We start from the raw sequence: 12,977 nt of genomic DNA, 5'->3' as shown, positions 1-12,977 counted from the left end.
CTAACCCCAATGCGGTGAACCGGCCTTCGCCGCGATGGCCCGCGCCTTCCGATGGTGCTCGGCGGCCGCTTCCCGCCGGTCGAGGGCGGTGGCCAGCTCGCCGAGGTAGTACGCGACCGGGCGGAGGGTGAGCATCCCGCTCCCCGCGCCGGCGATCTCTCCTTCGGCGGGCAGGAGCTCGGCGTAGAGGCGTTCCATCGTCGTCCGGTCACCGAGTTCGATCGCGACGACGGCGTGCAGACAGGCGCGGGCCTCGAACAGCAGATCCCGTGGCGAATCCGGGATCGGGAGCACCGGGCGGCACCAGCTTTCGTAAGCGCCGTAGTCGTCCTCCAGCGCTTCGGGCGGCAAACCACGCTGGAGCCGGTCGCAGTACAGGGCGAGCGCGAGGATCCCGTTGTCCACACCGGACATGGCGGTTCCCGCGAGACCCGCCGCGGCGGCGCGATAGGCGGCTTCCCCACCGGGGCCGGTCATCGCGGTCCGCATCGCGCGATACCACCGGGTGAACACGCCGACGAGCGGAAGGCCGTAGCGCTCCCCGAGTTCGTCCGCCGACGCGGCATGCCGGTCCGCGGCGGCGAAATCCGCGAGCGCGCTCTTCGCCTGCAGGAGCACGAGATGCCCGAGCACCTCGAACGTCACGAGCCCGTGCCGCGTGGCGAGGTCGACCAGTTCGGCACCGATCGCGGCCCGCTCCGGGGCGAGACCGGCGCGGTCGAAGGACTGCAGGAACCGGGCGTTGAGCGCGAACGCCAGCAGAGCGGGATCTTCCAGCGTCCGCGCGATCGTCTCGGCTTCCCGGGCCGCCTCGCGTGCCCGCCGGCCGCCCGCGTTCCGCAGTTCGACGGCGAGGGTGGCCAGGAGGCGGCACCGCTCGGCCACGCGTTCGGCGGGCAAGGAGGCGAGGGTGCGCTCGACGGTTTCCGCGATCCGGGAAGCGAGTTCCCGGTCGTCGCTCTCGGTCCAGCTGGCGGGGACGTCGAAGGCACCGATCACCCGCGCGGTCAGCAGCGGATCGTCCAGCTTTTCCGCCAGTTCCAACGCTTCGGTCCGATGCCGCCGCGACTGGCCGAGCCCGCCGGCGACGGCCGAAGCGCGGGCCTTGCCCATGATCAGCTCCAGCCGCTTCGCCGTGTCTGAGGCGCCGGAGCGGTCGTACGCGGTGAGTGCGGCGTCCCAGAGTCGCGCCGCTTCCACTGGCGCGAAACGGCTTTCGGCGCGTTCGGCGGCGGCCTGCGCGTACCGCGCGGCACCGTCGTCGTGCTCCCCCGACAGCAGGAAATGGTGCGCCAGGGTGTCGACGTCGTCCGGGCGGAGCCCTTCCAGCGCCTCGGCGATCTCGCCGTGTTCGCGGGCGCGCCGCGAACGGGAGAGATCGTGGTAGAGCGTGTCCCGCACGAGCGCGTGCGCGAACCGGAACCGGCGCGGCGCCCGCTCGGTCAGGAATCCGCGCCGGACCGCGATCTCTGCGGCGTCGAGCGCGGTCTTCCCCACCAGGGCTTCGAGAACGTCCAGATCGACGCCCGTCCCGATCACCGCCGCCCGCCGCACCACGCCGCCGACGTCACCCGGCAGCGCGTCCACCCGGTGCCGGACGACATCGCGAACGCCCGGCGGCACCGCGTCCAAGGCGGCCGCGCCCTCGGTGGCCAGCAGGCGGGCGAGTTCACGGACGAAGAACGCGTTCCCGCCGGTGCGCCGATGAAGCACCGCGGCGGTGGCCGGGTCGATCTCTTCCCCGGTTGTGGCGCGGACCAGGCCCGCGACTTCGCTCTCGGGCAGGCCGCCGAGATAGATCCGCGCCGGCTCGTGGCGGGCGGCCTTGGCGAGGAAGTCCGTCAGCCGGGCGGGCGGGTCGATGCCGCGATAGGTCGCGATGATCGAGACCGGCTCGGCCAGCACGGAGGTCAGCAGCGCCAAGGTCTCTTCGCCCGCCCAGTGCAGGTCGTCGAGGACGAGCAGGAGCGGCGCCGCGCCGGACAGATGAGACGCGACGGCGCGATGCCACCGCCAGCGGGCGGCCAGTGGGTCTTCGGTCCCCGGCTCCGCTGTCGGCGCCGGGCCGTACCCGGCTTCGGCGAGTGTGGCCAGGATCCGGGTCCAGGCGTAGGCCGGTGGCGCGCCCTCGTCGTCGGGATCGCTCCCCCAGGCCGTGGTCCAGCCCCGCGCGGCGAGACGGGCGGAGAACGCCTCGGCGAGCGCGGTCTTCCCCACCCCGGCGTCGCCGGAGACGAGCACCAGCCGCGACCGCGTCACGGCTTCTTCGAGCTCGGCCAGCTCCGCGTCGCGTCCGACCAGCGGCCGCTCGGCGATCTCGGGCGCGGAAGGCTCCAGACGGGGCGCCTGCGCCAGGATGTCGGCCTCCAGCTCCCGCAGGGCGGCGCCGGGATCGATACCGAGTTCGTCGGCGAGGTGCTCGCGCGTCGTGCGCAACACCGCCAGCGCGTCCCCCTGCCTCCCGGCGCGATACAGCGCGAGCGCCAGCAGCCGGGAGCCGTTCTCCCGCAACGGATGTTCACGGACCAGCGGTTCCAGCTCCGGGACCGCCTCGGCGGCGCGTCCGAGCGCGAGGAGCGCCTCGGCACGGAGTTCTCCCGCCAGCGAACGGAGTTCGGTCAAGCGGGAGACTTCGCCGACCGCCCAGCCTTCCTCGGCGAACTCGGCGTACGCGGGACCACGCCAGAGCGCGAGCGCGGTGTCCACTTGCGACAGTGCCGCGTCCGGCCGCCGGGTGTCGAGCAGTTCACGGGCCGCGGCGACGGCGTCCTCGAAGTCCCAAGCGTCGACGGAATCGGCGCGCAGGGCGTAGCCGCGGGCGACCGTGACGAGCAGCCGCGCTGGCTCACGGGGCGCGCGATCCGGCTCCAGCGCCCGGCGCAGGGCACCGACGAACGTCTGCACGGCGCCGACCGCGCCCTCGGGCGGGCGTTCCCAGAGGTCGTCGACCAGGCGTTCCACCGGCACGACCCGGCCGCGGGCGATCAGCAACCTGGCCAGCACCGCGCGGTGCCGAGGCCCTTTGAGCCCGACCTCACCGCCGTCGTCCTCGGCCACGAGGGGGCCGAGCACCCCGAACCGCATCGTCACCTCCTCGCCTCGACGGTGATCATCGTGCCCCGGCCGCTCGGCCGCCGCTGACCGGGTGCTGATCCGGGCCGGGGACGCTGACGATCGTCACTGAACGACCAGGAAGGTACCCATGCGCATCACCGGATTCGACTACCAGCGGGTGCCCGTCGCGGACGGTGTGGCGGTCAACGTCGCCGTCGCCGGGACGGGCAGCCCGATCGTGCTCTTGCACGGTTTCCCCGAAACCCATCTCATGTGGCGGCACGTCGCGGCGGATCTGGCGGCCGACCACACCGTCCTCTGCCCTGACCTGCGAGGATACGGCGAAAGCGACAAGCCCGCCGACACCGGCGAGACCTACTCGAAGCGCTCGATGGCGGCCGACGTCGTCGCCGTCGCGAAGGCCTTCGGTCACGACCGGTTCGCCCTCGCCGGGCACGACCGGGGCGCGCTGGTGGCGCTGCGCGCCGGCCTCGACCACCCGGACAAGGTCAGCCATCTCGCGATCCTCGACGTGCTGCCGACGCTGGACATGTGGGACGTCCTGCACGGCACCTCGGCCGCGGTGGGCTTCCACCTCTATCTGATGGCCCAGCCGCCCGGCCTGCCCGAGCAGCTGATCGGCGCCGCGCCCGACGCGTTCTTCGGTCACTTCCTCGACGCGTGGACCCAGCGCGGCGACGCGATCCCCGCCGACGTCCGGGCCGCGTACCTCGAGGCGTCACGCAACGCGGTGCCCTCGATCGTCGCCGACTACCGCGCGTCGGCAGGCATCGACGTCGAGCACGACCAGGCGGATCGCGCGGCGGGCAACCGGCTCACGATGCCGCTCACCGTGCTCCAGCAGGACTGGGGTGCCGCACTGGGTTACGACGCCGTCGCGCTCTGGCAGGCGTGGGCGGCGGATCTGGACCACCGGACGGTGACGGCGGGGCACTTCATGGCCGAGGAATCACCGGCCGAGGTGGTGAAGGCGCTGCGGGACCTGCTCACGCGCTAGGCGAAAGGCCGTGGCTCCGACAGGGTCACGGCCCCTATCGTCACCCCATGCCCAGGCTCTTTCCGGTGGTGGAATCCTTGCCGCCCAGCTATTCGTCCTTCGCGCTGTGGCCGTTTCGCGGCCACGATGGCGAGTGGATCCCCCTGCACCGCGAAATGCCCTCCGACGACGTCGGCGCGGTCGTGCTCTCCCTGCTCGGGCACAGCACGAGCGGTGAGCTCGGCCGGCCCGACCTCGGGACCGCGTTCGACGAGCTGATACGGCTCGAGCGCACCTTCCTCCCCGGCGGTCTGCAGCTCGAGGCCGAGGGCATCGCCGTGACTCCGGGTTGCTGCGCCGACCTGACCGACTGGCCGGACTGGTACGGGCTGGCGGACGGGAACGGACCCTATCTCGGTCATGGGCCGGGGTCGGTGTTCGAGTTCGACGGCGAGATCATCCGGTTCTGGCCGGACACGGACGACGAGGACTGGGGGTCACCCGACGGACGGCGGCTGGAGATCCGGCGTCAGGACCTCCCTGGCCTTCTCCAAGGCGTGAATCGGGATCTCGCCGGTTTTCTCGACGCCCTCGAGGTATGGGTGCGGAACCTCGAACCGTCTCGCGCGGATCAGGTCGTCACCGCCGTGCGCGGCTACCTGAGCGTCGGAGAGGGTCCAACGGGCTGAGCCGAACGGAGCAATCCGGACCGCTACCCGCCCCAATCCGGGTTTAACGCTCGTTACCCGGGGTATCGGGAGTCGGCACGACGAACGAGGGGCCCGACATGACACCCACTGCCAAACGCGCGCACACCGTCGCCCTTGATCTCCTTTCGCTCACCAGATCGGGTGAAGCCGACCAGCTCGCCACCGCACTGGTCTCCATCGCTTCCTCCACCCGGCGCGCACCGGCGTTCGGCGACGTCGTCGGACGGCTGGTCGACACGTTCTCCTTGGCGGCCAAGGATCGCCGCCGGTCGCTGCGGATCGGTGAACCCTTCACCCTGCGCCTGCGGGATCACGCGGGTATGACGGTCCGGCCGGACCGGCTCGACCCTGGCGTGGCCGCGATCGTCCGCGCGATCGCCGCGAACGTCCGCGACGACCGGGACACCTGCGCCGACCAGATCGGCGAGGCCTGCGAGAACGCCGATCTCGACCAGCGGATCCAGGTGCTCGCGCACTGCCTGGTCTGGACGTCGGATCTCCTCAGCACCGACACCACCGCCTATCCCCCGGTGCTGTCCTGCTTCAAGGTCGCGTCCGCCGGTGTCCACAGTAGACATTGAGCGGTTCGGATGACTTCCGGCCCGTCGTGTGGACATCCCTCGCGGGGAACGGCAAGCTGGACAACCGCGCACGAAGTCCCGGCCCCCGATGACGGGCGCACCTTGGCGGCAGTTCCCCTGAACCAGGAGTGCAGACTTGGACGAGGTAGCGCCATCGACGGTCCCCGCGGATTCCCGTGCCGCGGCAACGGCGGGACGGCTGCCCAACCCGGACAGCCGGGTGGTCCGGGCGGCCGTGGCCGGTGATCCGGACGCGATCCGCGAGTTGAGCCGTTTCCTTTGCCCGCACGTGTTCCGCTACTGCGCGAGCAGGCTCGGAAGCGGCGGAACGGGCGCTTGCGACGCACAGGACTGCGCGCAGGAGGTGTTGCAGGCGGTCTTGATCGCCTTGCCCCGCTACCGGTACCGCCCGGACCGGTTCCTCGCGTTCGTCTTCGGGATCGCCGGGCACAAGGTGGCCGATCTGCACCGCCGCCGCTCCCGCGAACCGGTCGCCTCCGTCCCGGAGATCGAGGACGGGCTGCCGTTCTGGGCCCGCCGCGACCCGGACGAGATCGAACGCCTGGAACACCGGCTGCAGGCCGGCGTCCTGCTGGCGAAAGTGCCGATGCCGCACCGGCAGGTGCTCGCGCTCCGGTTCGTGTTCGGGCTTTCGGCCGAGGAGACCGCCGAACGGCTCGGCCTGCCGAGCGCGGGGGCGGTCCGCGCGGCCCAGTTCCGCGCGCTCGCGCGGCTTCGGGCGCTGCTCACCGAGCGGAACGCCCGGTACGCGACCGATGTCCCGATCATCGGACCAGCCGCCGAACCGGAGCTCGTCCCGGTATAGAACCGTCCACTTCGGACGATCGACTTCTTGTACGTGCCTTGTACGGCGATCCACCATCCTGTCCCCCTATTCGGGGAAACCACTGGAGGACAGAGATGAAGATCCGATCGAGGATCGCCAGAGGCATGACCGGCGCGGTGGGCACGATCGCCCTCGCCGGGGCGATCATGCTCGGCGGCGCGGGCGAGGCGCTCGCGGCGACGGGCACGGTGAACACCGACTCCGGGGCGGCGGTGACCGTGCGGTCGAGCCCGAGCACCAGCGCGAGTTCGGTCGGCACCGTCGCGAGCGGCACCGCCGTCACGATCGACTGCCAGACGAACGGCTCGACCGTGACCGGGAAGTACGGCACCACCGACATCTGGGACTACGTGCCGTCGAAGGGCGGCTACATCAGCGACGCCTACGTCTACACCGGTTCGGACGGCCGGGTCGCCCCGGACTGCGCCGGCAGCACCCTCTCCTGCTCCACCGCCGGCACCGGCAACCCGCGGACCTGCGCCGAAGCCATCGCGTGGGCGAAGGCGCACGTGCACACCCACAACGACCCCGACTACTACCGCTGGTGCGACCGGATCAACGCGTGGGCCTACGGCTGGAACGCGAGCGGCTCGGAAACGGCCTACGTCCACTGGACCCAGATCCCCGGTTCGTTCAAGCACCCCGGTGACACCCAGGTCCCCGCGGGCGGGCTCGCCTTCTTCAGCAACGGCGGCACCGGGCACGCGATGTTCTCCATCGGCGGCGGCAAGTTCCTGTCGAACGACATCCACGGCCCCGGCAGCTTCACCGAGACCACCATCGCGGAGATCAAGAACGCGTGGGGTTACACCTATCTCGGCTGGTCGCAGCCGTGGTTCAAGATCAACCACTGATCGCGCGAGTGGCCTCGAAACGCTGCCGGACGAAGGGGTCCTCGTCCGGCAGCGTTTCCTCCGCCCGCCACGAGAAGCTCTCACCGGTCAGCTCGGAGAAGATCCACCGGCGCCGGACGCCGTCGGTGTCGGCTTCGATCTCGAAGCCGTCCTCGGTCGGTTTGCCGAGGAACGGGATCACCCAGCCGTTGCCGGGGCCGAGCCAGGTCGAGCGGAAGGCGTCGACCCTTTCGTCGTAGAAGCGCAGGCTCATCCCCCACTCCCCGTCCGACCCGTCACGCCGGCTCGCCCTGGCGGGGCTGATCCACACGTCGGCCAGCGCGCGGCCGTCGAGCGCCCAGCCGAAATGCCATTCCCCGTCGACGGTCCGCACGGTCCCGTCCTCGGCGTAGTTGTGCACCACGAGGTCCCAGCTGCCGATCAGCGGCTCGAACACGGCCAGCCGTCCGGCGAGTTCGGGACGCGGCCCCGGGGCGGTGAAGACGGCGGCGATCCGTTCCATGACGTCCATCCGGCCAGGATGACTATTTGACAGTATGCTGTCAAATATGACCGATCTCGTCCACGACTACCGGCTGCTGATCGCCGACGTCTACGAACTGGCGGGACTGAGCCGCCGGATCAGCGAGCGGGAGGCCGCCGGACAGGGCACGACGGTCGCCCGCTGGCACGTGCTCAGCACGGTGTCCGGTGAACCGCTCGCCGTCCCCGCCATCGCGCGACGGCTCGGCCAGGTCCGCCAAGCCGTGCAACGCGTCGCGGACGACCTCACCGAGGCGGGCCAGCTTCGCGCGGAACCGAATCCGGCACATCGCCGCTCACCCCTGTACGCCATCACGCCCGAGGGCGCGCGGCTGCTGGAGCGGCTGTGGGTCGCGAGCGGATCCCGGCGGCGCGACCTGCTCGCCGACAGCGGTGTCACCCCCGATGAGCTGCGGCAAGCCCGCGACACCCTGCGCAGGTTGTCAACCGCGCTCAGCTCGTGAAACCGCCCTTTCGTCGCATCGTGATAAAAAGCGGCCACGGATGCGGGTTAGAGTTGACGGATGGGCACCGAAGCTCTCGCTACTCCCGCACCCCGGGAGCAGCGTGTGCTCATGCAGGCGATGCTCACCCGGCTGCCCGAGTTCAGTGACCGCCTCGCCCAGCTCCTCAGCGACGAGGACGAGTTCTATCACCAGGTCGACAGCACCGCGCCCGACGAGTTGCGCAAGGTCTGCCGGGCCAACCTCGAGCGTGCGCTGACCGCCCTCGTCGAGGGGCGCGGGCTCCCGCTCGACGCGGCCCGCAAGACCGGGCTGGCGCAGGCCAGGCAGGGTATTCCGCTGCCGTCCGTGCTCCGCGCGTTCCGCATCGGCGGGATCTTCGTCTACGAACGCCTGCTGGAGCTGGCGGGCCCCGGCTTCATCAACCCCGCCCGCACGGTGGAGATCAACTCCAACGTGTGGAAGACCATCGACCTCTACTCCGACGCGCTGACCACCGCGTACAGCGAGGTAGCCGCCGAACTCTCCCACGAGAAGCTCGCCCTGCTCGACGGCCTGCTGCACGGCCGCTTCGCCACCCAGACCGAACTCGAGAACGCCGCCAAGGATCTCGGCCTTCCGGCGGCGGGCACGTTCGTCGCCGTCGTGACCGAGCCCGTCGACGCGGACGAACGCCCCGGCGTCGAGGCCTTGCTGCGAGCACGGCGCTGGAAGTCGGCCTGGCGGCCCGGCGCCGAGGTCGGCCTGGTCGTGATCGACCGCGTCGAGGACGTCCGGCGGCTGCGCGACGTACTGGGCACCCTGCCGCTGGCGGTGGGGATGAGCAGGCCGTTCAACGGATTCCTCGAGGTACCGGACGCGGTCCACCGGGCCCGGATCGCCCGCCGCTCGCTGACCACCGGCGCCGCCGGTGTCGCCGTCTTCGGCGACTCCCCGGTCACCACGCTGGTCGCGAGCGCGCCGGAGATGTCGCGGGACGTCCTGCGCTCGGTGCTCACCGGGGTCCTGGTGCTGCCCAAGGCGGAGCGGCAGGTCCTGCTCGACACGCTGGTCGCGTGGTTCGCCGGGCACGGCTCGGCCAAGGAGGCCGCGGACCGGCTGTTCGTCCACCCGAACACGGTCCGCTACCGGCTGCGCCGCGTGCAGGAACTGACCAGACGCGACCTGTCAGACCCGGTCGACGTCGGCGAGCTCTATGTCGCGCTGGAGGCGGTCCGGCTGGCGGACGCTTAAGCTTTTCTGTCCGGCGCCATGTCGGCGTCGATGATCCTCGCGAGGTCCAGCAGCGTGTGCCCGAGACCGGGCCGCGCGGTGAGCCGCACCGCGAGGGTCCGGCCGCGCGCGGTCGTGGCGACCGGCAGGGTCACCTCGGGATTCGCCGACCTCGTCCACTGTGGACGTCTGCCGGCCGCGGACAGGACGATGTCGGGATGCGGGGACCGCCGCCCTGGCCGCCACCGTGATCTCCTGGCGTCGAGATCACGGATCACGTTGCCGTGCAACGAAAGCAGCGCCGCGACGTCGGCGACGGCGTCGCGCAGCTCGACGTCGGTGATCGAATCCGAGTAGGCGCCGATGTCCAGCGCACGGGGATCGTTCGGGTCCTGCGGCACAGAGTTCCTTTCCACGCACCGGAAGTCGTCCGATGGTGGTCCCGCTCACGTTGTTCCCGGGAACAAACATGTTTGGCTGCTTACGCCGAATGGCGGCGCGCGTACCGCCTTCCGGTGGCACGACGTTCCTGTGACCCTCGGTCACACCTTTGACGCTGACCGGCGGGCGGGCCAGTATCTGGCGACTGATTACCGATGGGTAATGTGTCTCACCAGGAGGACCGTTGCGTCGAGCGTTGAGCCTGATCTTCTTGGCACTAGGGGTGTTCGCCATCGCCGGCGCGGTGCTGCTGCCGACCTACGTCAAACCCGAACTCGCCAAGGTGCCGCTGAACCAGGAATCGACGTCGATCCTCGAAGGCACCGCCTCCAAGGTGCTCGCGGTGAAGACCGTGGACGGCAAGACCGTCACGGAGATCCGCGACGACGCCAAGCTGAAGGCGACCGCCCGCGTGGTGGCGAACTTCGCGCCACCGGAGATGCGGGAGGGCACGGACGTCGCCGTCTGGTTGATGGCCGTCTCGGTCGTCGACACGAGCGACCAGACCGTGGTCAGCGCGAGCAAACGCCAGGTCTGCTTCGACCGCCGCACCGCGGAAGGCTACGTCCCGCCGGGCGGCGACCAGGAGGCGAAGTGCTCGGCCAACAGCAGCTTCGTCACCAAACTCAAGGACAAGCCCGAAAAAGAAGGCGAGAAGCCCGAGGAGGTCCAGGAGTACAAGCCGCAGCCCGGCCTGAACTTCAAGTTCCCCTTCGGCACCGAGCAGAAGGACTACCAGGTCTACGACGACAACACCGGCCGCGCCGTCCAGGCCCGGTTCAAGGGTGTCGAGGAGATCAAGGGCGTCGAGGTCTACAAGTTCGTCCAGGAGATCCCCGCCACGAAGATCTCGACGAAGAAGGTGCCGGGCTCGCTCATCGGCGCCACCGGCGACTCCGTCGAAGCAGGCCAGTTCTACCAGGGCACCATCACGAGCTGGATCGAGCCGGTGACGGGCATCCAGGTCAAGCAGGAGCAGCAGTCGCACCAGGAACTGCGGTCGGCCGCGAATCCCACGCCCACGGTGGTCTTCGACGGCAAGCTCGCCTTCACCGACGCGACCGTCGAAGCGATGGTCAAGCAGGTCGACGAGAACAAGGGCAAGCTGGACTTCATCGGCAGCACCGGGCCGATCGTGCTCGGGGCCGGTGGAGCCGCCTTCCTCGCGCTCGGCGTCTTCCTTCTGGTGAAGCGGCGCCCCGCCCCCTCGCGTCACTGACGCTTGCGCAACACCATCACGAGGTTCCACGACGCGACTTCCCGGACACCGGGGACATACGCGATCCACTGGGCCCAGGAGGGGTGGTAGCGCGGATAGACCTCCTGCAGATCGGCGTACGGCGCGGCCTTCCCCCACCGGATGGCCGCGCCAGCCGAAAAGGCGAAAAGGCTCTCCCCGAATTTGTTCTTCGGCTCCTTGCCGTTCTTTTCGAGATAACGCCGCCGGGCGTAGTGGCCGCCGAGGAAATGCCACGGCGCCGTCTCGTGGCCGCCCCACGGCGAATACCAGGGTGTGAACGAGGCGAAAATCGTGCCGCCGGGTTTGGTCACCCGGCACATCTCGGCCAGCATGACCTCGGGTTCGGAAACGTGTTCGAGGACGTTCGACGAATAGCAGACGTCCACCGATGCGCTGCGCACCGGCAGTTTCGTCCCGCTGCCGCGGACCATGTTCTCCCCGGCCTCTCCGCGCGCCGTCAGCTCTCCGACGTCGGGATCTATGCCGAGATACGTGGCTCCGGCGGCGCGGAACGCGTCGGAGAAATAGCCCGGCCCGCCACCGACGTCGACGATGGTCCGTCCGTTCAACGGAGTGTGCTGCGCCAATTGGCGGACCGAGTCGCCGGCGAGCACCGAGTAGAAACCGTCCGGATCCGTCTGTTCGGTGAGAAAAGCCCGGAACAACGTCACCGATCTGCGCAAAGTGGCGCGATGAGGCATCGTTGCTGGAGTCACCGACCGATTACCGACCATCGAACCATCGCTTTCCGAGAATGATTCATCTACCGTGTACGCACCGGTAACCTAGCATTGTCGCTAACAGGTTGGGAGAACCACGATGGAAAGGCCACGTGTGCTGCTCGTCAACTGGCGCGACACCGGGCATCCGGAGGGCGGCGGCTCCGAGCGGTACGTCGAGCGGATGGCCGAAGGGCTCGCCAAGGCCGGATACCGAGTCGAGATCCAGTGCGCGGCATACCCGGGCGCGAACGCGGGAGAATGGCGTGACGGCGTCCGCTATCGCCGCCGTGGCAACAAGTTCGGCGTCTACCTCCACGCACTCCGGGCGATCCGGAAGGCGCACGCCGACCTCGTCGTCGACGTCCAGAACGGGATGCCGTTCTTCGCCAGGCTCGTCGCGGGCTGCCCGGTTCTCGTGCTGGTGCACCACGTCCACAAGGAACAGTGGATCAGCGCGCTCGGCGAGCCACTGGGCCGTATCGGCTGGTGGATCGAGTCGAGGCTGGCGCCGTGGCTGTTCCGGCACTGCCGCTACGCCACGGTTTCCGAGATCACCAAGGGCGAACTGGCCGGACTCGGCGTCGAAGGCTCGCGGATCACCGTGGTACCCAACGGCTTGGACACTCCCCCGCGCGGCAAGGCCGTCCGCGAACCCGAGCCGACGCTGGTGGCGGTCAGCAGGCTGGTACCGCACAAGCGGATCGAGCACGCGATCGACGTCGTCGCGGAGCTGAGCCGTCGCTGGCCGACGCTCCGGCTCGAGATCGTGGGCCAAGGTCCATGGGAAGAGGTCCTGCGCAAGCACGCCCGCGACCGGGGCGTCGAAGACCGCGTCCGGCTGCACGGCTGGGTCGACGAGCACGAGAAGCACGAGATTTTGGAACGGTCCTGGCTGCACCTGTGCCCGTCGGTCAAGGAAGGCTGGGGAATCGTCATCATGGAGGCCGCCGCGCACGGCGTGCCCTCGGTCGCCTACCGGTCGGCCGGCGGGGTGGCCGAGTCCATTGTGGAGGGCAAGACCGGGCTGCTGGCCGACGACTTCGCCGATTTCACGGCGCAGGTCGAGGGACTGCTCGCCGACCGCGCACGGCGGGACGAGATGGGCAAGGCAGGCATCACCTGGGCAGGCCTGTTCGACTGGGAACACAGCGTGAACCGCTTCGAATCACTCGTGCGCGACGTGGCCGGGGTGGCCATCCCCCATCCCCGGGTGCTGATGCCTGTTGGCGGAGCTGAGGTTTTGTCCGGAACGTGACCACAGGCGTGAACCCGCCCGGCCGAAGGCCCCGCTATCGCGGCGGCAGGGCGCCTTCACCATTCTCGCGACCCGGAA

The 12,977-nt window shown here is 69.9% G+C and carries 13 protein-coding genes; 9 read left to right on the top strand and 4 right to left on the bottom strand.

From position 1 onward, the window contains the following. Window positions 1-3,084 (bottom strand): BTAD domain-containing putative transcriptional regulator, encoded by a 3,084-nt coding sequence (locus ACXIZN_RS08030; protein ID WP_457953318.1) that lies wholly within the window; start codon window positions 3,082-3,084, stop codon window positions 1-3. A 118-nt stretch (window positions 3,085-3,202) separates the two neighbouring features. Here ACXIZN_RS08030 and ACXIZN_RS08025 point away from each other — a divergent pair, with 118 nt between their 5' ends. The 5 genes from ACXIZN_RS08025 (at window position 3,203) to ACXIZN_RS08005 (ending at window position 7,043) form a co-directional block, all read left to right on the top strand. Further along, window positions 3,203-4,072: an alpha/beta fold hydrolase gene (locus ACXIZN_RS08025; protein ID WP_457953317.1), complete on the top strand. Its 870-nt coding sequence runs from the start codon at window positions 3,203-3,205 to the stop codon at window positions 4,070-4,072. A 47-nt stretch (window positions 4,073-4,119) separates the two neighbouring features. Then, window positions 4,120-4,740 carry a hypothetical protein gene (locus tag ACXIZN_RS08020; protein ID WP_457953316.1) on the top strand — a complete coding sequence of 207 codons (621 nt, stop codon included), beginning with the start codon at window positions 4,120-4,122 and terminating at the stop codon, window positions 4,738-4,740. 98 nt (window positions 4,741-4,838) lie between these two features. After that, on the top strand, window positions 4,839-5,342 hold the full coding sequence (locus ACXIZN_RS08015; protein ID WP_457953315.1) for a hypothetical protein: 504 nt from the start codon (window positions 4,839-4,841) through the stop codon (window positions 5,340-5,342). A gap of 136 nt (window positions 5,343-5,478) precedes the next feature. Beyond that, entirely contained in the window at window positions 5,479-6,168 is a 690-nt protein-coding gene (locus ACXIZN_RS08010; protein ID WP_457953314.1) for a sigma-70 family RNA polymerase sigma factor, read from the top strand. A gap of 95 nt (window positions 6,169-6,263) precedes the next feature. Further along, entirely contained in the window at window positions 6,264-7,043 is a 780-nt protein-coding gene (locus ACXIZN_RS08005) for an SH3 domain-containing protein (RefSeq protein WP_192741737.1), read from the top strand. On the opposite strand, the gene ACXIZN_RS08000 is transcribed toward ACXIZN_RS08005, so the two are convergent. After that, a complete protein-coding gene (locus ACXIZN_RS08000; RefSeq protein WP_457953313.1) occupies window positions 7,033-7,554 on the bottom strand; it encodes a hypothetical protein in 522 nt (173 codons plus the stop codon). The genes ACXIZN_RS08005 and ACXIZN_RS08000 overlap by 11 nt on opposite strands. 37 nt (window positions 7,555-7,591) lie before the next feature. Here ACXIZN_RS08000 and ACXIZN_RS07995 point away from each other — a divergent pair, with 37 nt between their 5' ends. Then, entirely contained in the window at window positions 7,592-8,029 is a 438-nt protein-coding gene (locus ACXIZN_RS07995) for a MarR family winged helix-turn-helix transcriptional regulator (protein ID WP_457953312.1), read from the top strand. Window positions 8,030-8,089: 60 nt separating this feature from the next. After that, window positions 8,090-9,262: a PucR family transcriptional regulator gene (locus ACXIZN_RS07990; protein ID WP_457953311.1), complete on the top strand. Its 1,173-nt coding sequence runs from the start codon at window positions 8,090-8,092 to the stop codon at window positions 9,260-9,262. Here the strand turns inward: ACXIZN_RS07990 and ACXIZN_RS07985 are convergent. Further along, window positions 9,259-9,642 carry a hypothetical protein gene (locus ACXIZN_RS07985; RefSeq protein WP_126736792.1) on the bottom strand — a complete coding sequence of 128 codons (384 nt, stop codon included), beginning with the start codon at window positions 9,640-9,642 and terminating at the stop codon, window positions 9,259-9,261. The two genes, ACXIZN_RS07990 and ACXIZN_RS07985, sit on opposite strands and share 4 nt — an antisense overlap. A 224-nt stretch (window positions 9,643-9,866) precedes the next feature. Here ACXIZN_RS07985 and ACXIZN_RS07980 point away from each other — a divergent pair, with 224 nt between their 5' ends. After that, a complete protein-coding gene (locus ACXIZN_RS07980; protein ID WP_457953310.1) occupies window positions 9,867-10,901 on the top strand; it encodes a DUF3068 domain-containing protein in 1,035 nt (344 codons plus the stop codon). Here ACXIZN_RS07980 and ACXIZN_RS07975 read toward each other — a convergent pair. Further along, entirely contained in the window at window positions 10,895-11,593 is a 699-nt protein-coding gene (locus tag ACXIZN_RS07975; RefSeq protein ID WP_457953309.1) for a methyltransferase domain-containing protein, read from the bottom strand. The genes ACXIZN_RS07980 and ACXIZN_RS07975 overlap by 7 nt on opposite strands. A gap of 163 nt (window positions 11,594-11,756) precedes the next feature. Here ACXIZN_RS07975 and ACXIZN_RS07970 point away from each other — a divergent pair, with 163 nt between their 5' ends. Further along, entirely contained in the window at window positions 11,757-12,899 is a 1,143-nt protein-coding gene (locus ACXIZN_RS07970) for a glycosyltransferase family 4 protein (RefSeq protein ID WP_457960477.1), read from the top strand. Window positions 12,900-12,977: the final 78 nt, after the last annotated feature.

This window comes from Amycolatopsis sp. TRM77291 (assembly GCF_054166285.1).
The sequence above is the reverse complement of the archived record's forward strand: the minus strand, read 5'-3'. Positions and strand labels throughout refer to the sequence as shown.